Source organism: Abyssisolibacter sp. ZYX002 (genome assembly GCF_056892235.1).
On the sequence record NZ_JARMXH010000001.1, the window covers coordinates 1202315 to 1225398 of the forward strand.

Here is a 23084-nt window from a genome sequence, read left to right on the forward strand (position 1 = left end):
GAGTATATTTTATACTCTCTCCAGATTGATGACAAAGTCATCAAGATAGCAGACTTTAGTAAGAGTTCAATTTCAAGGCGTGTTAAAATTGAGTAGCAGAGCTTACTTAAAGGTAAGTGAGCAACGGAAATTTTAACAACAACGAAGAAATTGGGCTTTTATCTACGGTCTGAAGAGAGTATATTTCATACTCTCTCTTATACATTCCATTTATATGTGTATATACCAATACATTGGTATAAATTTAGATATATTGTCTACTAATTTAAATGCTTGGTTTAATATGCCCGTTCCCAAAATAATAGATATTAAAAAATACAGTTGTAAACACAAAATGTAGCCCTTCTTTGTTTTAAATAGCTTTGTTATGATTATTAAAATAATCCATGTAGAGCATATATACATCAATGTAATAAAAATATCTATTACAAAACTATTAATGCTAGTAAAATAGCCTAAAGTAAAGTAAGTTATTACGAATGGGACTATTATATCTATTACTATATATATTATATATGAGCTATAGTATTGTATTTTATTGATGCCTGCAAATTCTAGCCTTGTAATCACACCATTGTTCCTGTCATCTATAATTTCTTTGCCTATGTTAATAATGATAAATAGAATAACACTTGCCCATATTATCTTATATATTTTCTTGTCATCATTTTTAATCTCTACTACTTTACCATCATTTACATTGTGTATAATAACATCAAGTATAGTTTTATCGCTATCTTCTAAAAATCTCTGCTCTAGTTTCTCTCTGTCATAATCCTTTGATACTTTCTGTATTCTTTTATATATATCACTAAACATCCAACGTCTAAGGACAATCAAGCTTACTTTATCGTTAACCCATTTTACACCTAGTGATGTACTTTCTTTATTAGCAACTAAAATATTATCAAACTTTCCTTTTTTTATTTTATCTTCGAAGCCATCCTTGATTTCGTATACTACATCGTAATTCCCTCTGCTTAGTTTAATCATGCTTTTTTCTTTATCTTCTTCAATAGTAACATCTATTTGTTTATAAGCTATTATATCATCTATTAATTCACTAGATGTGGGTGTATTGTCATTATCAATTACAGCCACCTTGTATAATGACGTGCTTGTTTGATAGCTTTTTATTATACCGCATATAGATATTATAACTATTATCATTATGATTGTTGTCAATATATTAGTTCTACTTAATAAATTATTTTTAAACTTGTATTTTAATAATCTAATCATACTTACACATCCTTTTATAATATGCTTTGCGAAGTATAACTATTGTAGTTAAAATATAAGCTATACATACTGCTATATCGTACTTAGATACATTTAAACTCATTAAAACTGTATGACTAATTGATAAAATGTTTATCCTGCTCAAAACCCTAAACATTTTATTCATAGATGTAAGTGGTATGATTATTCCGCTAGTAATAGATATTACAACCCACAGTACTACTGATATGATGTTGCTCTTTTTAAATGCTAGCTTCATTGAGATTACTATAAGGTTTATTATTATATTACCAAGCATTATAAAGGCTAATGTTTGAAGTAGATTTGAATATGAAAATAGCTCCAGAAATTTCATACGTATTATCATAAAAGGTAATATTATTATAGTTGAATATATAGTACCTACTATTGCCTTTGCTATATATACATCATGCCATTTTATATCACTAAAAGACAACCGAGTGATCCTATTTGCTTTAAAATCATCATCTATATCTGCATGATAGAGATTAATCAATAATATAGCTATTATCAATATAGCTGATATGTAATAATAATCAATAACTGAGCCATTGTATTTATCCAAGTCTTCTGATTCTTCAAAAACGCTACTTCTGCTTAAAAAGTTACTAATATAGCTCATAGCGATATTGTTTAATTCTCCTAGTCTTTCTTTATAGTCATAGCCATTTGTCTTCATTATGTTCCAGTAAATCATAGCACCTCGTTGCCCTTCGTTGAGTACCTCTACTAGAGAATCTATATATTCGACAAGGAACTTAACGAGTATATTTGATTCATCATTTATATATAAATCAAACGATGATTTATCACAACGATTTAACGTATCTGTAGTTCCTTTTTTGACATTTATTATAGCTATCACTTTGTTCTCTCTTAATAGCTTTAATCCTTCATCCAAACTTGTGTCTTCAAACTTGATTATGTTTTTTAATTTATTATTTGTTATATTTCCAATCAACGTACCTACTTCAAAGGATTTATCCTCTATAGCTAATGCTACTTTAGCATCAAATTTCAAACCTTTGTTGTTGAACACAAAAATAAACATGTTAATAAAAATGACCAGCACTATACCTAATAAAACAAGATTAGATAATTGCCCCATAATACGTTTTAGTTCCATTTTTACTAACATGTATAATTTTTTTTGATTTTTAATTATATTAAAATTCATTTTCAAAATCTCCGAAATATTCTTGTTTTCCTTCTTTTATGACTAAAAGCTTATTGCACGTGTTTTCCAAGAATTCTACTAGATGACTTGCTATGATTATAATCTTACCACTATCTTTTAAATTCCTTATGAATTGCTCTATATCTCTTCTGACAGTATAATCTACTCCTACTACTGGTTCATCCATAAAAATATATTTAGGACTTGTCATAAGTGCAACTCCTATATTCACTCTTCTCTTAGTTCCTCCCGAGAGCTTAGATACTCGAGTATCAAAATCTCTAACGAGACTCAATTTCTTTGATATGTCTTTTGCTCTATTTAAAGCTTCATGCTTTGTAAACTTTGAAGGCGCAAATAATAGTAAGTTATCTTTTATAGTTAGCTCCTCATATAAGGCTATTTCTTGTGGTATATATCCTATCTTAGACTTAATATTATTAGTGATAACTTTGTCATTTTCATAAAACGAAATATTACCTGTTGTTGGTTTTATTACCGAAGACATTACGGATATTAATGTAGATTTGCCGGTCCCATTAGGACCGACAATACCCAAAACATCTCCATCTAATAATCTAAAATTTATATTTTCTAAGATGTTTTTATTTTGTATCTTTTTAGATACATTTTCTACATTTATCAAAACTATCTACCTAATTTATACTGGCTTAATATAAAAGGTAACATCATTTTAACTTGATTGAATTGTGTATCTATAAACTCCACAATTGAATCACTTTCATCTTTTGGTAACATCTTAGAATTTTCTTTTATATCTTTTAATATTTCTTCAACAGCTTCTGAGCTTAATACTTTACCAAGATTTGAAATGACATCGTTAGTTAATTCTGTTTGTAAGTCAGTATTAGTCTCTATTTGAGCTAAATCAATTTTGTCGATATCTTCTTGTAGGTCTACTTTTACATCATCTCCAAATGCATTCATTGTAATAGTCATATATAAATCTACTACATCCATTTTTAAATTACATTCTTGTTGTCTAAGTCTACCATCTTTATCTACTGAACAAATATATTCTGCTTCAAAATCTAAATCTTCTTTTCCTTCTACAAATTTATTAGCTATGTTTTGTTCTTTAAATGCTTTTATCATACCAGTCAAGGATTCATCCCAGTCTTTTTCTATGCTCTCTTTAGCTTCTTTTATATTATCTTTAAATTCACTCTCAGTAACATCGAATTTTTCATAATCTTTGTTCTCTAGCATTAATTTTTCTAAATCATCAAGTCTAGCTAATATAAATGCTTTTAATGCTTTATCTTTTTTAGCTACTTCTGCAAGTTTAACATTTACATCACTTGCATTTTTAAGGTCTAAGTTCATTTTATACTTTGTAACATCAACTTTTTGTTCTTTGCCATAAACATTAACTGTTATAGTATCTTCTTTAAGCTTTTCAACTTTTCCTTCGTAGTAATCTACCATTACTTTTTTATAATTGTCAAAATTAGCTTTAAAATCATCATAATACTTGTCTTTTTTAGTAAGTAAATTTATGTAATCAGCTATTTTGATGCCTTCAAGCTTTTTAATACTTTCTTCTTGCCCTAGTACTTTTCCAAAATCAAATGCTAACGCTTTACTTGTTAACTGAGGAACAGCAAATCCTACTTCCCAAGGTTTCATGTACATTGTACCGTTTATCAAGTCTTTTTTATCATAGTATAATCCTATTCCTAAATCTAACTTAAATAAATCGTCAGTATTATCCTTTGTTATAATATTTGCACCATATCTTAACTCTGTTTTTTCTAAGAGTGAATTAACAAACTTAGCCATTGCTGCTTGATCATTTGTCATTCCTTCAAAAAGTTTCTTCTCTACAGCTTTTTCTTCGTTAATTTTCGCCTTAATAGATACTTCTGCATTTACGTTTCTAGATTTAAAACCATTTAGCATTGCCTCAACTAATATCTCTGACGGCTTAAGTTCCTCTGAACTTGCTCCTTTAGCATCTCCTTTGTCATCATTACCACAACCAACAACTCCAAAAGCTAATACAAGCATAGCTAGAATTGTAATCAAAATTCTTTTTTTCATTTTATTGCCCCCTCTTGTTTTATACATATTGACCTATAACATCATATAGTCAACAGACATTTTTGTCAAGTTAATAGTATGCATATATAGATGTACTAATATATACATATTTGTTAGTGTATGTTTCATTAGCTTAAATCGTTACAAAATAAAAAGGTTGAATATAGTACAAAATACCCAAATCCAACCCTTTATACAACTAATAATTCATTAAAAGCATTGGTAAATACATCTTAATAGCATTTACAGCTTCATCTATTTGAGTTTTGATTTCTTCTCTTTCGTCTGAAGGTAATATCTTTGTATAGTATTTCAAATCTTTTATTAACTTTTCAAAACCATCTGATTCAAAAATCTTTATAATGCATTTAACATATTCATACATAAACTCACCTTTGTTTGAGCTATAATGTGATTTAAACATTTCTGCTAGATTGTGCTTAGTGTCTTTCTCATCGATTTCTACTTTTACATCATTTCCGTAAGCATTGAAATCTTGAACTACGCTAATTACAACATGGTCTATATTTATATCTGATTCTACTCTTCTAACTACGTTCTTTTTATCTACGCTTATATATACTTCATACTCTGTATCATCAAATGTATAATAAATGTCATAATATTTATTGATTAACGAATCACATATAGTTGGCCAGTATACATCAAGTGTCTCTCTAACTTCATTCATGCCTTTTTTAAAGACTTCCAATGTAACACCAAATTTTTCATAGTCTTTGTTTTTTATTGCAACCTTTTCTATATCGTTCATTTTATCAATAACAAATGCTTTTAAATTCTCGTCATCTCTAGCTACTTCTAATAACTTAATAACATTGTCTATCATATCAGTCGCTTTTATTTTTAGTTTATATTTTTTTACATCTATATTTCGTTTTCTACTACCTATTTTAATACTTATATCATCATTTTTTATATCTTCTATCCTTACTTTATAAAAATCAAGTAATACATTTTTATATGAATCTAAATTATTAACTAATTTTGTATAACTTTTGTCAGTTTTAGTCAACGCTTTTATGTAATCATCAAGTTCAATTTCAAATATCTTACTATTTATATAATAGTCAGAAAACATATCTTTAAGGTTGAGTGCATATACTCCATCTAATAAATCTGATCCTATACCAAACTCCCAAGGCTTAAAGTAAAAATTGCCCTCTATTATATCCTTTTTATCATAGTAAGCACCAGTTACACCATTAAGCTTAAATGTATCTTTATATCCTTCTTTGGTTACAAGATTTACATTGTACTCATATGTGAATTTTTTTAGTATTGTATTCAAATACTTAACCATTGCTTTAGGGTCTTTTGTATAATATTCAAATACGCCTTTCTCAATAGCCTTTTTTTCGTCTACGCTAAACTTAATCACAATGTTGGAGCTTACGTTTCTTGCTTTTATTCTATTTATGCTTGCTTTTAACAAATCATTTGCAGCTTTATTATTATCTTCTATTGCTGCAAAGCTGATATTACTCACCATCAAAGCAAAAACCAACAAAAACACTACAAAACTTCTTTTTTTCATTATATTTCCTCCCACAGTAAAGATTATTATTATTAGTTCAATCATATAAATGTTGTATTATTTTGTCAAGTCATTTATTTGTGTTCATATATTTCCTTATAGTGATACATCTTATTAATATGAGAAGACTATTAATTTTAGTACGCTGATGTGTATTTTGTGTAGTATATAAGTAATATTACTTAATGATGTTATCTCTGTAAATCGTGTTGTTACTCTTCATTATAATAGTTTTGCAGTTCAATTATTTTTCTAGTTCAGTGAAAAACTTTGATTTCAAAATTTAGTAATATGTATCTCAGCTTTCAAGTTGTCTTGATATCTTATTTTTTTGTAACATTTTCTTACTACTATTATAAATGTAGTATTTTCCACAAAGTCATCAAGATAGCAGACTTTAGTAAAAATTCAATTTCAAGGCGTGTTAAAATTGAGTAGCACAGCTTACTTAGAGGTAAGTGAGCAACGGAAATTTTAACAACAACGCAGAAATTGTACTTTTGTCTACAGTCTGAAGGATATCAATAGATATTCCCATACGTTAAACAAAACCCAAACTCTACATTGTTGTAGAATTTGGGTTAATTGCTCACTTCAGTATTTAAGCAAATTGTGTATGCTTAACTATCCACTTCTTAACTGTTAATGAAGCCCAGAAGCCATATATACCTAATGTTATTATAGTTAGTAAGAATATCTTTATCCATATTCCAAATAACCCCATAGCTGTCCCTGTAAATTTTAATCTCTTACCATTAATTATTGTATGCTCAGCATACCATGTTTGAAGCTTGCATATAGCCCAAGGGGTACATATTCCTAACGTACACATAACTATCAAGCCTGCTAATAAATGAATTCCCAGAAAACCTAATACATTACCATCGAATTGGCTTTCTGCCATACTATTTGTTGACATAACATCAACCCCCTACAATTTATTATAATTTCCTATACAAGAGTATCATGGATAATATGTAATTTCAATATATTTATTGGTATTTTTTATTATTTTATCTTGTTTTATAGCGAATTTATTTGAATTATGGAATTTTGTTATGTTTTTTGAAATTATATGTTATGTAATAACAGCATTTCTATGTGTTTGAAATACTGTTGTAATTAGCATCAATATACTTTAAGCTACTAAAAAATCAGCAACTGCAATCTGATATTCTCTTGGCACTAATTCTTGGTTATCGAACTCTCTATCTTCTTCTCTCAAAATATATTTTTCTGCTTTAACTAATGTTGCATAAGCTCTTATCTTCCATCTATTTAATACTTTGGTCATCATTAACACTTCCTTTTTAAATTGTTTATCTCACTTTGTAATCTTTCTATTCTTTTTTCTGTATCAAGTATATATTCTGCAAAATCTTTTTCTATTTTAATGGGTTTATCATCCTTTATTTTATACTCTAGTGCTTCTTTTTTAAATTCTATATTTCTTTTTTTTAGTTCTTGATCGGACAGTTCCACTAACATCTTACAACAACCTTGAACTTTCCATATTCCTTTTTCATCATGAATATATTTGCTCATATTATCGCCCCCATATCTCGAAAGTTGAACCTGTTTGTAATTTACTATTATATGCCATAAATTTTATACTATCAATTTTATCTTTTTTCTTCCATAGTATTTGCCCACTTCCTATAGCAGCCGATTTGCTATTACTAGCATACATATAACTAATCATTGTATTTGTATCTTTATGTGATACAATAGTCATATCAAAACAACCTTGTCCATTTTCAGGAATCATATACTTGCCAACTATGAATTTATTGCAACTTTCATTTATAACATTTGTCCCTTCTATATATGAACATCTATAACCATACTCATTATTGTCTTTATTTATATAACCTTTTAATGAAGTATATGTGTTACAATTTGTTGCTGAGAGTTTTGTTCCGACTATCCTATATTCATTGTAGCATTCGTATTTTGTTTGTATAACTAATTCATGTGTATCCTGTTCTATTATAATTTCATCTAATTTTCTCCATGATTTACTGTTAACATTAAATAAATATTTAACTTTTAAAGAATCCAATGATAGGGTTGGTGAAGAATTTATGTTTTCTCGATAAAATTTAATCTTTAATCTTATTCCTTTATTTTTAAGATTATTAAGAGGACTATTGCTATTTAAATCAGTTAATAATAAATTATCATTGATGTCGTATACATCGAATTTTATATCTGTTTTTTCCAGTGTATTTACTAAAGCATTTATAGATTTCCAACTAACAAAATTATAAACTCTATCCATAATAATATCATATGTAAATATAGCAGAATTTATATTCTTTGCTAGCTCTAATCCTTTAGAAAACCATTGTAATTTACCTACTGATGAATTGAAAATAATTCTTACGTCGTAAATCCCAACGTTAGCTTGATTATTCGTAAATTTTATTAGATAATTACCATTTAATTCTCTTACATTTAATCGAGCAATATTTGGAGATGATTCACTTCCACCGTGAGTTGAACGTATTTCGTGATCAAAAGTAGCCCATCCTGTATCTGGTTTTGATATAACGCCAAAAATAGGTGAACCAGAATTTTTTTCATTTTTAGCGCTATAATGAAAGTCTATATATTCTACATTAGTCAAATCATAAGTTTTTCTGTTAACAACCGTAACTATTTGGTCTCCACCTAAATGTATACTATTTGGTTTAATGTCAATAGCGCCTCCATTTTGAACTACTGTGATATCATAGTTTATTTCAGGTATATATGTCTTAGTATTGTAATGTTTAATTATTTTAGGTAGTTTATAGGTATTAAATTCACTAAAAGAAATATTTTTTGCAATTGGATTAAAATCTTCTATATCAAAAGCTATTTCCCTACATTCTGTATTTATAATTTCAAGCATTTTTTTTAACTGTTCAACTGGTACACTACCATCACTATCAAGACTTGCAATCCCATTTGGTTTACTCTTAGAGTTGCTTATATCATTTATAGCACTAACCAAATCAGACTTATTACTTATGGTTAAAGAACTCAAATCACCTATCTTATTTTTATTATCATCTACCTCTGTCTTTACATCTGTAAGTCTTTCATATGCATCTGCTACGCCCTGCTCTATTCTGTTAAAATCACTCTCTGATACAATCTCATTTCTCTGCCAATTTGTCTTTGGATTGTAGTCTATCACTGGCTAATCACCTCAATCTCGTGCTTAATTATTGTGATGCCATCTATTGGTACATATATGTTTCTTTCGTCTATTATGTTGTCATTGCTGTCTAGTAGCTTATAGTTTGTCACTACTTCTACTTTAGTTTTTCTAAGTTCAAATTCTAACTTTAGTTTGTTTGAATCTTTTACTTTGCTAAAATTAGTTATCTCTAGCGTGTCGTTTACTAGTACTTTTGTTATGTCCTGCTCGTATAGTCTCTCTACTGTCTTTTCTAATATATACCTCATTAAAATAACACCTCCTCATTTTTTACTTCACCAAAAGGCGTTTCTCCTAGTATCCATGTAGTTCCTAGCTTTGTTTTTCTTTCTATATCTATTTTCTTTGCTGTTGATTTAAATTTTATATATGATTTTGCTTTTGGAGTTGGTATGTGCTCCATATTCGCTGGTTTCAGTTCTTTGATTTGCTTTTCTATTTCTTTGTAAAGCGTAGCATCTGTTGCCATGAACTCTATCCTAAAGGCATATTCGTTTGGAACAAGCTTTATACTCAGTATTCGTTTATCAAAATAGTTGTTGAGTATGTTTTCTAGACTTCTTATTGTTATAGGTGGACGACTTTGATACTTTGATATAATTCTATTCTTTCTAAATTCAATACTTTCATTTTTGTTTGATTTGATATTAAAAACTCTCTCCCATCTTTTGATACCTACTTCGTCCATATCACTCAAGAAAAAATTCTTAGATATAGCTTCTCTGCTCTGCTTTAAATCATCAAGCAGAGCATTTAAGCTTTTACTCAGATACTCAATATCCTTTATATCATGGTAGTACTGTGGTAGATTGTGCTTTATATCTGTTTTATTTTCTTTCATATAATTACCTCCTGTCTAATGAACATTCAGTGATTTTAATACTATAATACTGTCTTCGTTAACTGTGATATTAGAAGTCCCACCATTTAAGGTTAAATTTCTATAGTCAAGTACATCATCATGCTTTATGATTATTCCACCAATTGTATTTACTCTGATTGTAGCCATATTGAAGCTATTTTCTTTAAAGTACTGTTTAATCTCTGACTTTATTTCCTCTTTTACCGTATCTATTTGTACATCTTCTTTTAAATCGACATCAACAGCTACATCAATGCTAGTCTCACTTGCTGTATTCACTGTCACTATATGACCTATAGGTGCATATCCATCTCCCATACCATCTTTTTTAGGATCTATTTTATTCTGTATCTCTGTTATCTTTTCACTACTAAGTGGTTGTTTCTCTGGAGTTATAGCTACTAGCTTTACTGTTCCTCTTCCATTATGAAGTGGATAACACTTGACCTCTCCAACTCCATCCATTTCCTCTACAAACGAAATGTACTGTTGTCTATTTCCTCCAAAGCTTGGTTTGTTGGCATATGCTAAGTATCTCTTTAGTAAACTCTCATCACTCTCTTCTTCCTCACCTGCAACCAATACATCCTCAAGCTCTGCTTTTTCTAGTCCCTCTATATAAGATATAGCCAATAGCTTACCAAATGGTTTATTTCCTTTCACTCCTGCTTTTTCTGCTACTAGCTTGTACTCTTTTTCATCTCCTGAAACGTCAATAGGTGCTACTACAGTATATATGGTATCTTCTATACTGAATCTAGCACCTATCGGTATCTCTTTATTAAATACACCTTTTCTATGGGACTTTGAAGATAATCTTCTATTAACACCTAACTCTGCACACTTCTTTGTGAGCCAATCTCCATTTGAAGTCTGCACAAATCCAAGCTCTAATATATTGTCAAGCTCAATATACTCCTGCGTGATCTCAACAAGCACAGCAGATAGTGTATCGTATATGATAGAACCTTCTCTTTTGTCTATGTCATCTGGGATGTGTTTTAGTGCTTTTGACATGAGATTGTTGAAGGTTTTGTTTTTGTAGTTTTGCATTTTATCACTTCCTTATTGAATAAAAGTCTTCTAAAACTATTATTTAAACTAAATTCCCTTATTTATCCTCTGTTATATTTTCTGCTACAATATTTCTATATTCCTCTGGTACTGAATCTTTAGTACTTCCCTCTGTTCTCTCTAATTCCCATTTGCCAGTTTTAACAAGATATGAATATGCTTTTATCAAATATGATTTCAATTCCATTATTAATCTCTCCCTCCCTCTAATTTAGATATCCGATTATTTAAATCTATTATAGCCTCAGCTATAGCTACTTTCTCTTTATTAATTGGTTCATTTGTAATGTTATATTTTTTACTTTTTATTGGTATTATATCTATTAATTTACCTTCATCATTTAAAACAAAATCAAAATAAGGAGCATGTTTTTTAATTTTATTCGCTAATCTTTGCCCTTCTTCAGTAGTTTCATCTACAACATAATTTCCTGCATTTTCCCAATCGGTGTTAGGTCGTGAACTATCTGTTCCATAGTTTTTGTCTTGTCTAACTATCATATTATCCCTCCTATGCATATGATATAGCTGTTATATTAGCTATATGTTCAGTCTTATTACTTTTGTTTAAATATTGTGCGTTTGTACTTAGTGATATTAAAAATCCTATTCTTCCATCACTATAACAAGCTGTACCTATTGTTATCCCTGCATATCCTGCACTCACACTTATTAAATTATCATTTGCAAAATCAATATAACAACTATAAGATTTGTATTTCCAACTATTATTAACTCTATGAAGAACAACATCTAGTTGATTAGTCTGATAACCATCTGCTGGAAAATCTCTAACTGATAAATATATAGTTAAATATATTAATCGCGCTCCCTCTATAGGATTTAAATATAAGAATGGTGATATATTTCCAGATAATATATCCCATCTATTAGGTAATTTAATAAAACTATTTTTAAGTTTGAAATCACTTGCGTGCTTCCCATCTAGCATATCTGCATTTAAATTATTTTGTAGTTGCCCATTTTTTATATTGTTAATGTTATCAACTAATCCATCCACCTTATCCCAATTATCATTAAACATCTTCTTAATATCAAACTTCTCATCTCTATCCTCTACTGGATTAGCCTTATATAATTTTAAGTTATCTGTTACTGAACCCATTCTTCTTCACCTCCGGTAAATTTGTGTAGAGGGGTATTCTCTAACTCCCCTAGTGTCATTTTGTTTTCTATATCTCTTATCAAAAGACTGGCATATTTGTACATTATCTTTAGATGAGCTGGTATCATGTTTCTTAGTGTTTTTCTCAGTTCGTCCATATTACTAGGCATACCTAGATATGATGTGAACTCTATACCTACATTTCCACTGTTCATTGATACTATTACATCTCCATTTGTCCATGAATCAGCTATGGATTTTATCAATACATCATCAACTTTTCCTACTCCAAACAGCTTGCTCTTTATCTTTCCTCGTCTCTCCATATAGCTTAACTCTGGGTTATACTCTATGGAGAGACTTTTTTCCCATAGTGATAATCCCCATGTAGCTGTGTCTATAAACATCTGAGCTTCTAGCTCTGATAATAGCTCTTTATAAGTAGTGATTTCTATGGTTTCTACTTTCATTATCTCTTTTACTTCTAATACGTCTTTGTACATTTCGGGTAAGTATTCGATTAGCTTCATCCTAATATCACCGACCCTACTACTGGAATATTGTTGTCTAACTGTATATTTCCTGTTGCTTTGTTTATCAATAGATTGCTATAATCTAGACCCCCTGCACTTACTATGCTTTCTAGTAACAATGCTCCTATTTTTGGATAACTAACACTGTAACTCTCACCTGACTGCCACTTTTCTTTTATCAAATTATTAAAATATAGCTGTACTTTGCTCTCAAATACAGCTTTTACTTTACTTGCATTTGTTCCATTTACTGTTGCTGTTATATTTATAGTCTTTTCATCTGCGCTTTGTACTGTACATTTACACCCTATTGGTGCTACTCCTTTTCCTAGACCTGATACACTTGGGTCAATATGGTTTTGCACGTTTTTGACTATTTCATCTGTTGACTTTCTTAAATTGTTATCTGTCAACAATACCTTTACAGTATTTGTACCATCCCATACTGGAATAACTCTCACTGCACCTACATTTTTTATTTCTTTTGCCCATTTCATGTAGTGAAAAATATTTCCGCTTGTTGGTGATTGGTTTACTTTTTGCTTGTATCTAGCTCTGAGCGACTCATCTGTTTCTTTCTCTGTTCCTGCTACCAATATATCTGTCAAGACTGCTCTATCAATATCTGCTATATAGTTTATCGGTACTAAATTACCTATAGGCTCATTTCCTATCGTACCTGCTTTTTCACACTCTAATATGTATTTTTTATCATTAGAAGTGCTATCTATTGATTTGATAACTTTATAGTTTATACCATCTATACTGAATCTTGATTCTATAGGTACTAGTACATCAAATGCTCCTACTCGCTGTGCTTTTATTGGCTCTTTTCTCGCTATACCCTGCTCTGCGCATCTTTTATCTAGCCATGTACTATTACTTGTATCTACAAAGGCTAACTCTAGAACTGTGTTTAACTCAATATAAAGTTGTGATAGTTCACTACAAGCTGGTGATAATGCATCATATATTATCGAACCTTCTCTTTTGTCTATGCTATCTGGGATTTTAGCTAGCATTCTTTTCATTATATTATCAAATGTTTGGTCTTTATATCTGTCCATATGCTACACCCCCAACTCATAGTAGGTCTTAAATACGCCCTCTACGCTGTTAACTGTAAAGCTACAAGTAACACTGTCTCCTACTCCCTTTACATCAAAATCAGATACGTCAATTATTCTATCATCTACTAATAATGCTTCTTTGATTTTTCTCTTTATTGCTATCTTGACTAAATCAGTATCTTGTCCTAGAAGACTATTTCCTTCAAATCCATAGTTCCAGCTGTATATAAGATATTTGTATCTATCAGTACTTAAGATTTTTCTTACACTTTGCTCTATTGCATCTAGCTTATCTATAAACCCTACAATCCTTTTGCCCTCTAAGTCAAGCTTGTAAGTTTTACTTGGCTTTCTCACTTTTTTTATGTTTATTGGTAAATTTGATATTGGTAACATATTATTCACCTTCCTGCAATTTATCTAAAACAATATACTTTTGTCCATTGTTTACTTTCAATAACATTACTTTATCGTTTATCTTTAACCCCTCTGTTATTACTATTTTTTCTTTTAAAGCTTCTTGTGTGTTTTTTACTGTGGATGATTCCTTTGTGCTATCCTCGTATTTGTGAACATGCTTTAACTCTATCTCTTTTTTTATGACGCTACTAGTTAACAATAAAGCTTGAGAGGGCAACTCAAGCTTTTGATTTATTTTTATTTTAAGAGGAGATATACTAGTAACAACACCATATAATAAATCAGCCAAATCAGCTGATTCTAGATAGTTTTTTATTGCTGATTGTATCGGTTCTAACAATATAATCATCTCCTTAAATAGTAAATAAGTCTATATTCATGGTATGTGCTTCTTTTGCTATCTTGTGTTTTACACTCTTTACTAATAAATATTTATCGTATGAAATGTCTCCTACGTTTGGTAGTTTTACATATACTCCAGTACCTGCTCTAACTCTGAAATCTCCTAAACATGGTATACTAAGCGTCCTACCTACCTTATTTTTTAGTTTTAACATATTTTCTGCTCTTTGCTTAATTTGTGCTTCATTTTCACCCTTTTTTGCCTTACTAAAATCCTGTAATAGTCCCCATTTTCCAATATTGTTACTATCTCTTACTATATAGCCTATTCTCTTACCTGTTTTTTTATCTTTCTTTGATATCTTTATCTGATTAACAGCATTATCTATGCTGGTTTTATAAGTATAGTCTGTTGCTAGTGATCCTTCCCCTATGACTAGATTAGTTTTTAAATCCTCTATATGTTTTAATGTCAAAAAACCAAAATCATCATATAGTATATACATGTTTCCAGTTGCTATAAGCGTTCTGTCAAGTGCTGATTTTATGATATCTATTCCTGTTTTATTATCCATAATCATCTGTGGTATGACATGCTCTGTATCTGCTATATGCTTTGAAACTTTAAGTCCAAATCTGTTTGCAACCGTTTTTACGATTTCACTTGCAGTCTGATTGAAAAACACAAAAGTATCCTTGTTTTTTAAATACCTTAGTTGATCATAGGCTGTTGTCTTGATAATTTGGTCGCTTCCTCTACTCTTTGAAAATATATAGCCATAAAAAATAGGCTTATCATTTGCATAAAATCTCACATGATTACCTTCAAAATAACATATATTATCATCTTTTATTAGCTGAAAGTTCATTTTACTTGGCTTACCACTTATGTCTGTTTGTATATCAACGGATTTAATTAATCTAGTAGCTTTATAAGCTTTACCGTTTTGATTATTGTCTATTACTAATTCATAGTCCATAATAACACCTACTTAAGTTTTATAACTTGTCCTATTTGTAATACATACTTAGCCTTTATATTGTTTAGCTTTGCTAGTTCTCTCCATTTAGAGCCATCACCTAACTCTCTTTTAGCAATCTTCCATAGACAATCACCTTTTTTTACTGTATATGTTCTATCGATATCTTTATCCGACTGTCTACTATTTTTTTCTTCTACTTCCGTATCATTTATTTGTAGCTCTGTTAAACTGAAGTTTTTGTATTCTTTGAAAGCTATATTATAATATATATCACCAGGCTCTCCACCCTTTTCGTTTATTGAAAACTTCTCAATAGTTGCATTCATATCAATATCTATTGCACCACTTATTCTAAGTGTAATATATATTTTATTCTTTCTTATCGCTTCGATATAATCTACATACTGTGAAGGTTTTAGAAGTAACATTTTCTTATCTACGACGTAGGGTGCTACATTCTTTGGAAAAAAGCTTTTAAATGATACCTCTCGTAATTTGGTACTTTTTATCCTACTTATCTCTCCTAGACCAAGTACGTTTGTAGTGTCATTGTTGCTCTTTCTATCTACATTTATTTCTTCTGGCAAAACGGGTATTTTTAGATTGTTTATAAAAATATTGTACTGCATATCCTCACCCCTTGTTAATACGCTAAGTCACTGCTTATTGCTATCTGCTCGACTAAGATTTGCTCTAATCTCTTTGCTACTACTTCTACATCAGCTGTCTCTTTTACTTCTCCAAACTCTATCTTTATATTTGGAGCAAGTGTCGAATATTTATTTATTGCATCTTGAGTTGCAAGATCTCTTAGTATTTTGATTTCTTCATCACCCATACTATCTTTGTTTTCGATTTTACCTACTGAGTCTACTTTAAAACCTCCAGTTGGTGGTGTTGATACTTCTAATGGTGGCTCTGGTATCTTATATTTTTCACCATCTTTCCCGTATTTCTCATATATTTCTTTCATTGGATCTTTGTTTTTGTCTTTTACATCATTATAGTTTTTGCCTTTAAATGCATCATCAGATAACTCATTTATCTCTTTACCAATCCATTTTAGTATCTTATTTATCTGCCTAATAAAGAAATTCAGCACCTCTATTACTTTTACTCTTACACAGTCAAATTTCTTAACAGCCCACGCTAATACTCCTACTATAGCCGATACAGCCATGATGATAAGTCCTATAGGCCCTAATGTTAGTACCTTTGTTGCCATTTCTTTGAGCAATGTTGGTATTTTTTTTATGTTTGTAAATATTACTTCTGCTTTTTGTATTGCCATGTACGCAAGCAACGCTCCAACTAATCCATATATAAGAGGAGTTAATATACTAAACAATGAAGAAATCCATCCTAGTGGGATTAATAAATTGGAAATTATTGCCCAGAACATTCCTGCGAAAGTTGCTAATGCTTCAATGTATGGTGCTATGGCAATTTCTTTGATTTCATTTAGGTAATCTATAATCGGGGCAAGTGATGCTCCTATATCTATTAGTGATTGGTCTATGCTTGCTCCAGCATCTTCGCCTGCCATTTCACTTGCTACACCATCACTTGCTTCTATCTGGGCTTTACTTTCTCCTATTGAGCTCATATTTTCTATCATAGATGTCAACGTACCATCATCTTCTATATTAAATAGAGTACTGAGAGTTTCTTTGTATTTATCTAGCGAACCACCTTGCATGGTGCTATCTAATTCTCCCATAATAGTAGTAATGTCTTTGAATGAGCCATCTGCATTTGTCGTAGCTATACCAAGCGTGCGCAATGCATCTGCACTTTTTCCAGATGAGCTATACACATTTTCAAGCATATCTCCTAACAATGCTCCTGCACCAGAACCTTCTATTCCCGATTGTGCTAACGTACCAAGCATAGCATTAGCATCTGACATCCCTACCTTAAATTTAGTTAAAGATTCTCCACTAGTTATAAGTGCATCTCCCAAACTCGTCATATCTGTACCTGATATTTTAGTAGTCTGCGCCATTTTGTCTATTAATGATTCTGTTTCCGATGCACTAATATTTAATCCAGACATAAACTGCTCCATATATTGGGCAGATGTAGCAAAATCCATCCCATCTACTGCTGCCATATTTAATATACTCGGCATAGCATCTACTGAATCTTTAAACCCAATACCTGCTTCAGAGGCACTTACAAATGCACCTGCAATATCTGTAGAAGTATATTTAGTAGTATCTCCTAACACTCTAGAAGCTTCATCTATAATAGTCATCTGCTTACCTGTAGCTCCTAAAGAACTCTGCACTTGTTCTAGTGCTTCTTCATATTCTCTAAAAGCACTTACACCTTGGGTTACTAAAACACTTGGATTTAAATGACTAAATGCAGCTTTGAGTTTATCCACTAATTCTTTTGTGTCTGGTTTTTTAGGAGAATCTACTTTTTTAGTTAAGCTAACAGCCATATTATACACCTCCTTTACTATTTATCTCCTAGATTTTGCTTTATTTAATTCTTTTCTATCATCTTCAACTTTTTGTCTTATACTTGCAATAATAAATGCCCTCTCTCTATCTGGTAAATCCATGATTTCAGAGGGCAATTTATGAAGTTTATGGAGGGCATAATGGCATACTATAGCCATCATATCGCCCTCCTTGATTAGTTTTTTGCTTCTTCTACAAGCTCTGCCTCGCTATCGAATTTGTTGACTTCATTTATTATTTGTACAAGTTGTGTGTATTCACCTGTTATTAGCATCTCTTGCAATAAACTTTCACCGCCCATTACTCCATAACTGTCTTGTAATGCTTTGTCATGTAAGTTTGGATACTTGATAGTTTCAACTGCTAATTTAAGCAAATATTGTTCATAGTCCGTTTGGTCTTTGTATAAATTTTTCTTAACTCTTACTTCTTTAGTCGCTTCTTTTCTTAGCTGTTTACTTCTCTTTTCTCCTACTGGCACGAACTCCCACTCAATAGGATTACCTTTATCATCCTTAAATCTTGATGATATTACTCTCTTGATTGTTTTTGGTTGTTCAACATTTTCTGCAAAAAAAGCATTCAAACTCATTTTTTATATCCTCCTAATCTACATAGCTTGGTTTTTTAAATTTTCTTGGTATATCAATATCTTCAAATGTAAAAGGTACTTCTTCTTCTAGTACTTCTGCACTGTCGTCTAATAGCGCTACTATACTGTTATCTATATTACAGTCAGTTAACATAGTCTCATGTACACCTACTTCACTTTGAGGATCATCATTAATAACTTGTAAGTCAAAGTAAATATCTATACCCTCATTGATGTATTTTAAAATCATTTCTCTAAATAAATCTGTAGCATATAATATACTTAATGTTCCAGTACCTTTCCATCCGATTGTCTTGTGCTGAGTTCCACGTCTACCTAATGCTTTTCTTTCTGATTTTTCTTTCTCAATCTTTGCTTCTATTTTTTTAGCAGTAAATAAAAATTGTCTCTGTCCATCTATTATTACATATGCTTTTCCTTCCTTACCGCTTATTTGATCTTTTGCTTTTAAAATTTGTGCCATATTATAATACCTCCACATTTATATAGATTTTTTCTACTGAATCTGTTGGCTGGATTGCTGAAACTACTACAGCACTATCCTTATCTGTACCTTTTTTTACTTTGATATCTTCAGATGAGAAGTTTTGGATTGCTCCGATTGATTCGTAGAACTTTGCAAGTTTAAGTATCTCATTTCTTAACGCATTTCTTCCACTTTCATCATTATCAACTTTTCCTATAAAGAAATCATTGTATATTCTCTTTACATCTCTATTGAAACCATCTAATACTCTTACTACTCTATTTTTTCTAAATGTTTTAGCTTTTTCATCTGTGAATGTAGTTAGCGTGTTGATGTCCTGCTCTATTTTAACCAAGTTTCCATCTCTTACAAATACAACATTACCTTTTTTAAGCTCATCTGCTATCTCTCTACCTGTCAATATAGTGCTGACATCTATAGCTCCATCATATGCACTATAAGTAAGTGACTCATTTACATTAGCTCCTGCTGTTGCACCTGCTACATAAGCAACGCACTCACTCGCTGAAACTTGTCTTCCACCTGATATGATTACACCATTTTTTATAGATATAATACCTTCATAATCAGCTTCTGGATAATTTTCTAATACTGCTTGCATTTTGCATTGCTCTTCTTCTCTCATTCTTTTAATAAATACCTTGAATAGTGCTTTAATAGCTGAATCTACTCCTATATAACCTATAGTGTTTATTTCTCTAGCTCTTTTTTCCACTTCCACTAAAAAGCTAGAGTAATTTTCTGCTACTACAGCTGTATTAGTACCACCTGATAGCTTTGTTAAAGTCGCTGCCGCTAATGCTCCTGTACCACTGAATGTTACAAACTTATTTACTTTAAGTTCTGCTACATTTCCAGCATTTTGCTCATCAACTAGTTTTGTATCTATATATGTCTTAACTATAAATTTTCCACTATTATCTACATCAGTTAAAACTTCAACAGCAATATCATTTCCTCTAGTTCCACCATATACAGCAGTAGCTGTCAAATTAGCTCCATATTTTTTAGTTGCTTTTTCACCACTATTAACTCTATATAATAGTAATGTTTTTGATCTCTTTAGTGTTTCTTTTATTAAGATTAACTCATCATCTGTGATATTATATCCTAATCTGTCAAATAAATTGTTTACGTCAGCAGATGTAATCTCTATCATCTCTCTTTCTTTACCCCAGTTAAGCTCAAGTGGTAAAGATACAACTCCTCTTTCTGGATTTGCTAGTTGACTTTGTTTTGATGCAAAAGTATTGATATAAACTCCTGGTCTTACTTTGTTTTGTGATTCCCATGTTCTACTCATATTACTTCACCTTCCTTTTTAAAAATTGATTGATTTTTTTCTTTGCTTCGTTAACTGTAAGCTTCCCACTTTCATTTAGTGCTTTTAGAATATCTTTTTCATAAATCGTTAATTGGTTGCTCTCTAACAATTCATTTACGCTAAAAGATTTTTTTACAGCCATTTAACCACCTCACTATTTTTGATTTGTATCCTTTGTTCTTTAAACTCTGCAAATACTAAAAAAGAGTAATAAAAAAACCTCTCACTATATATGTTGATGAGAAAGGATTTTAACAACCATCATTTTTAATTTTTTTTATTTTTTATCTTCTCATATATATATGTCGATAACTAAGACTTTTAACAACCACATTTTTAAATTTTTTTTATTTTGTGTGATATAATAGTAATAATCTGCTGTAAAGGAGTCAAAGAAATGTCATTTTACAAATTAGGAATAAAAGGCGATTTGGTTTATGCACTTGATTGCCTTAATATATCATCACCAACACCAATACAAACTTTAAGTATACCTCATATACTAAAAGGAGGTGACTTGATTGCTGAGGCTCAGACTGGCACTGGAAAAACCTATGCCTTTTTATTGCCTATCTTTCAAAATATAGATGAAAACAACGATTTTATTCAAGCATTAATAGTTACACCTACTAGAGAGTTAGCTATACAAATTACAGATGTTGCTAAACAGTTAACCCATGTAAAACCTATAAATGTTTTAGCTTGCTATGGCGGTCAAGACGTACTAGCCCAATTGCACAAACTCAAAAACAATGTAAATCTAGTAGTAGGAACACCAGGGAGGATATTAGATTATCTAAGGAGAGGCGCTATTGATTTTAAACATGTAAAGACACTAGTTGTAGATGAAGCTGACCAAATGTTTCACATTGGCTTTATCAAAGACATAGACAATATAATAAACAATTTACCTATTAATAAGCAAACTCTATGTTTCTCTGCTACTATCAGTCAATCCGTAGACTTATTTGCAAACAAGTATTTGAAAAACCCTAAATTTGTTAAAGCTCCAAAAAAACAAGTAACCCTAGAAAGTATCTCACAGTTTATTGTAGAAACATCTAATAGACAAAAGTTTGATGATTTTATTAAAATAGTAAAAAGAGATTTTCCAAATAAAGCTATTATATTTTGTAGATCAAGGGTTGGTACTCAAAAGCTATGTGATGATATGAAAGCTTTAGGGTTAAATGTAGGAACTATTCATGGAGGATTAACACAAGCAAAGCGTGAAGAAGTTATGAAAGAATTTAAAAATAACGATATAAAATATATAACTGCAACAGACGTTGCATCTAGAGGACTAGATATAGAAGGGGTATCACATGTTTTTAATTATAACCTACCAGATGAGCCTGAAAATTATGTGCATAGGATAGGTAGAACTGGACGTGCTGGTAACATTGGTGTTGCATATACTATATTGACCCAAAAAGATGAAAGACGTATGGAAGCTATTGAATCTTTTATCAAAATGAAAATTGATAGGATACGTGTTTCTAAGCCAAATAAAGAAATATCCACTAATGCACATAATAAAAATGGTAAAAAAACAGCCAAGTTAAGAAACCAATTGAAATAAATGTAAAATACCTGATGTTTTTATTGTATTTTAAATATTTTTCAATTTTTTCTTGTATTTCTGGAACATTTTGTCCTTTCATATCATCATACCAAATGTACGGAACATATAAAAAAGAACAATTCGATTATTACAAGCCGTTTTGTTAGCTCAGTTGATTATATTGTTGTCAACCGTACAGATTAGACCCAATATTATGAGTGAAAGGAGGTATATAAACATGAAAAATTTATCTAAGAGATTCTCAGTAACTGCTCCAATAAGCCCTATTTCTGGAACTGCGTGTGGTTGCCCTTATCCTGACGATGATCAATCAGATGTGAAAAATATGGCAGTTCACATTATAAGTGAAAGATAGCTTTAACATGAATATAAATAGAACTTAAAATTTACATAATAAAAAGTAGATTTTTATTTCTCATTATATGAGGGGTTTATACCACCCCTCATTTTACTTCCCTTCATTCTTTATGGTTTATCCAACGCATATGCTTCTTTGCTCGATCTATAAGTTATTCGTATTACTCTTTTCATTTAGTTATAGAAAGCAAACTTACTCATATCTAAGTCTTCTGTATTATATGTAATAAAATAAGCTTTTTCATTGTCTTTTAATTGTAAATCATCTAATGCTGTTACCTTTGGCAATTTGTAAACCTGCATATCAATTGTACACAATTTTAATACTTCCTCAGCCATTTTTATACCTTCTTCTTCTGATCTAGCACAGCTTATACACTCAGGTATATCATGAAAGTATATGCTAATGCCATATTTCTGTTCTTTTTTATCATACTCATCATAATTTAAAATAGCATAGTAGCCTATTCTCATAATTTCCTCCTATCTAGCTATTGCTTATTGTTATTATAAATTATAGCATACTAATATTAACTGCTCTTATTGATATCAATTACTAGGTATATATAA

At 30.5% G+C, this 23084-nt stretch carries 30 protein-coding genes; 2 read left to right on the forward strand and 28 right to left on the reverse strand.

The genetic code is table 11. The annotated features are described in order from the left end of the window. Positions 1–210: 210 nt before the first annotated feature. The 27 genes from P3X86_RS05485 to P3X86_RS05615 all read right to left on the reverse strand — a co-directional run bounded on the left by P3X86_RS05485 (position 211) and on the right by P3X86_RS05615 (position 20714). Complete coding sequence (locus tag P3X86_RS05485) at positions 211–1242, reverse strand: ABC transporter permease (RefSeq protein ID WP_483291623.1); 1032 nt, start codon at positions 1240–1242, stop codon at positions 211–213. Beyond that, positions 1235–2440: an ABC transporter permease gene (locus P3X86_RS05490; RefSeq protein WP_483291624.1), complete on the reverse strand. Its 1206-nt coding sequence runs from the start codon at positions 2438–2440 to the stop codon at positions 1235–1237. The genes P3X86_RS05485 and P3X86_RS05490 overlap by 8 nt, the downstream gene beginning before the upstream one ends. Next, positions 2430–3086, reverse strand: coding sequence for an ABC transporter ATP-binding protein (locus P3X86_RS05495; RefSeq protein WP_483291625.1), 657 nt, complete (start codon positions 3084–3086; stop codon positions 2430–2432). The genes P3X86_RS05490 and P3X86_RS05495 overlap by 11 nt, the downstream gene beginning before the upstream one ends. Positions 3087–3088: 2 nt before the next feature. Then, positions 3089–4504, reverse strand: a complete 1416-nt coding sequence (locus P3X86_RS05500) for a hypothetical protein (protein ID WP_483291626.1) — start codon at positions 4502–4504, stop codon at positions 3089–3091. 199 nt (positions 4505–4703) lie between these two features. Then, entirely contained in the window at positions 4704–6059 is a 1356-nt protein-coding gene (locus P3X86_RS05505; RefSeq protein WP_483291627.1) for a hypothetical protein, read from the reverse strand. 601 nt (positions 6060–6660) lie between these two features. Beyond that, complete coding sequence (locus tag P3X86_RS05510; RefSeq protein ID WP_483291628.1) at positions 6661–6978, reverse strand: DUF898 family protein; 318 nt, start codon at positions 6976–6978, stop codon at positions 6661–6663. 219 nt (positions 6979–7197) lie between these two features. Beyond that, a complete protein-coding gene (locus P3X86_RS05515) occupies positions 7198–7353 on the reverse strand; it encodes a CD1375 family protein (protein ID WP_483291629.1) in 156 nt (51 codons plus the stop codon). A 2-nt stretch (positions 7354–7355) separates the two neighbouring features. Further along, positions 7356–7604: a hypothetical protein gene (locus P3X86_RS05520; RefSeq protein ID WP_483291630.1), complete on the reverse strand. Its 249-nt coding sequence runs from the start codon at positions 7602–7604 to the stop codon at positions 7356–7358. Position 7605: 1 nt separating this feature from the next. Next, positions 7606–9243, reverse strand: coding sequence for a hypothetical protein (locus P3X86_RS05525; protein WP_483291631.1), 1638 nt, complete (start codon positions 9241–9243; stop codon positions 7606–7608). Next, positions 9240–9515, reverse strand: a complete 276-nt coding sequence (locus P3X86_RS05530) for a hypothetical protein (protein ID WP_483291632.1) — start codon at positions 9513–9515, stop codon at positions 9240–9242. Before P3X86_RS05530 ends, P3X86_RS05525 begins: the two co-directional genes overlap by 4 nt. After that, complete coding sequence (locus tag P3X86_RS05535; RefSeq protein ID WP_483291633.1) at positions 9515–10108, reverse strand: putative phage tail protein; 594 nt, start codon at positions 10106–10108, stop codon at positions 9515–9517. Before P3X86_RS05535 ends, P3X86_RS05530 begins: the two co-directional genes overlap by 1 nt. 15 nt (positions 10109–10123) lie before the next feature. Continuing rightward, positions 10124–11182 carry a baseplate J/gp47 family protein gene (locus P3X86_RS05540; RefSeq protein WP_483291634.1) on the reverse strand — a complete coding sequence of 353 codons (1059 nt, stop codon included), beginning with the start codon at positions 11180–11182 and terminating at the stop codon, positions 10124–10126. Positions 11183–11240: 58 nt separating this feature from the next. Continuing rightward, positions 11241–11390 carry a CD1375 family protein gene (locus tag P3X86_RS05545; RefSeq protein ID WP_483291635.1) on the reverse strand — a complete coding sequence of 50 codons (150 nt, stop codon included), beginning with the start codon at positions 11388–11390 and terminating at the stop codon, positions 11241–11243. A 2-nt stretch (positions 11391–11392) separates the two neighbouring features. Next, the gene (locus P3X86_RS05550; protein ID WP_483291636.1) at positions 11393–11704 is read right to left on the reverse strand and encodes a hypothetical protein; all 312 of its coding nucleotides are present in this window, start codon (positions 11702–11704) and stop codon (positions 11393–11395) included. A gap of 10 nt (positions 11705–11714) precedes the next feature. Next, the gene (locus P3X86_RS05555; protein ID WP_483291637.1) at positions 11715–12329 is read right to left on the reverse strand and encodes a hypothetical protein; all 615 of its coding nucleotides are present in this window, start codon (positions 12327–12329) and stop codon (positions 11715–11717) included. Then, on the reverse strand, positions 12317–12859 hold the full coding sequence (locus P3X86_RS05560) for a putative phage tail protein (RefSeq protein ID WP_483291638.1): 543 nt from the start codon (positions 12857–12859) through the stop codon (positions 12317–12319). The genes P3X86_RS05555 and P3X86_RS05560 overlap by 13 nt, the downstream gene beginning before the upstream one ends. After that, entirely contained in the window at positions 12856–13929 is a 1074-nt protein-coding gene (locus P3X86_RS05565; protein WP_483291639.1) for a baseplate J/gp47 family protein, read from the reverse strand. Before P3X86_RS05565 ends, P3X86_RS05560 begins: the two co-directional genes overlap by 4 nt. Before the next feature lie 3 nt (positions 13930–13932). Next, entirely contained in the window at positions 13933–14328 is a 396-nt protein-coding gene (locus P3X86_RS05570) for a DUF2634 domain-containing protein (RefSeq protein WP_483291640.1), read from the reverse strand. Between the two features lies 1 nt (position 14329). Further along, the gene (locus P3X86_RS05575; protein ID WP_483291641.1) at positions 14330–14692 is read right to left on the reverse strand and encodes a DUF2577 domain-containing protein; all 363 of its coding nucleotides are present in this window, start codon (positions 14690–14692) and stop codon (positions 14330–14332) included. A 13-nt stretch (positions 14693–14705) separates the two neighbouring features. After that, a complete protein-coding gene (locus tag P3X86_RS05580; RefSeq protein ID WP_483291642.1) occupies positions 14706–15674 on the reverse strand; it encodes an XkdQ/YqbQ family protein in 969 nt (322 codons plus the stop codon). An 8-nt stretch (positions 15675–15682) separates the two neighbouring features. Beyond that, positions 15683–16306 carry a LysM peptidoglycan-binding domain-containing protein gene (locus P3X86_RS05585; protein WP_483291643.1) on the reverse strand — a complete coding sequence of 208 codons (624 nt, stop codon included), beginning with the start codon at positions 16304–16306 and terminating at the stop codon, positions 15683–15685. 14 nt (positions 16307–16320) lie between these two features. Beyond that, positions 16321–18126, reverse strand: a complete 1806-nt coding sequence (locus tag P3X86_RS05590) for a phage tail tape measure protein (protein WP_483291644.1) — start codon at positions 18124–18126, stop codon at positions 16321–16323. A 21-nt stretch (positions 18127–18147) separates the two neighbouring features. Next, positions 18148–18309: a hypothetical protein gene (locus P3X86_RS05595; RefSeq protein ID WP_483291645.1), complete on the reverse strand. Its 162-nt coding sequence runs from the start codon at positions 18307–18309 to the stop codon at positions 18148–18150. Between the two features lie 14 nt (positions 18310–18323). Continuing rightward, positions 18324–18740, reverse strand: coding sequence for a phage tail assembly chaperone (locus tag P3X86_RS05600; RefSeq protein WP_483291646.1), 417 nt, complete (start codon positions 18738–18740; stop codon positions 18324–18326). 13 nt (positions 18741–18753) lie between these two features. Further along, positions 18754–19224, reverse strand: a complete 471-nt coding sequence (locus P3X86_RS05605; RefSeq protein WP_483291647.1) for a phage tail tube protein — start codon at positions 19222–19224, stop codon at positions 18754–18756. 1 nt (position 19225) lies between these two features. Continuing rightward, on the reverse strand, positions 19226–20551 hold the full coding sequence (locus tag P3X86_RS05610; protein WP_483291648.1) for a phage tail sheath family protein: 1326 nt from the start codon (positions 20549–20551) through the stop codon (positions 19226–19228). A 1-nt stretch (position 20552) separates the two neighbouring features. Beyond that, on the reverse strand, positions 20553–20714 hold the full coding sequence (locus tag P3X86_RS05615) for a YqzN/YkzM domain-containing protein (protein ID WP_483291649.1): 162 nt from the start codon (positions 20712–20714) through the stop codon (positions 20553–20555). Between the two features lie 255 nt (positions 20715–20969). On the opposite strand from P3X86_RS05615, the gene P3X86_RS05620 reads away from it, so the two are divergent. Both P3X86_RS05620 and P3X86_RS05625 read left to right on the forward strand, forming a co-directional pair. Beyond that, positions 20970–22154, forward strand: a complete 1185-nt coding sequence (locus P3X86_RS05620) for a DEAD/DEAH box helicase (RefSeq protein WP_483291650.1) — start codon at positions 20970–20972, stop codon at positions 22152–22154. Between the two features lie 220 nt (positions 22155–22374). Beyond that, complete coding sequence (locus P3X86_RS05625) at positions 22375–22512, forward strand: hypothetical protein (protein WP_483291651.1); 138 nt, start codon at positions 22375–22377, stop codon at positions 22510–22512. Between the two features lie 176 nt (positions 22513–22688). Here P3X86_RS05625 and P3X86_RS05630 read toward each other — a convergent pair whose 3' ends face one another. Next, positions 22689–22988, reverse strand: a complete 300-nt coding sequence (locus tag P3X86_RS05630) for a type II toxin-antitoxin system HicB family antitoxin (RefSeq protein WP_483291652.1) — start codon at positions 22986–22988, stop codon at positions 22689–22691. Between the last annotated feature and the right edge of the window lie 96 nt (positions 22989–23084).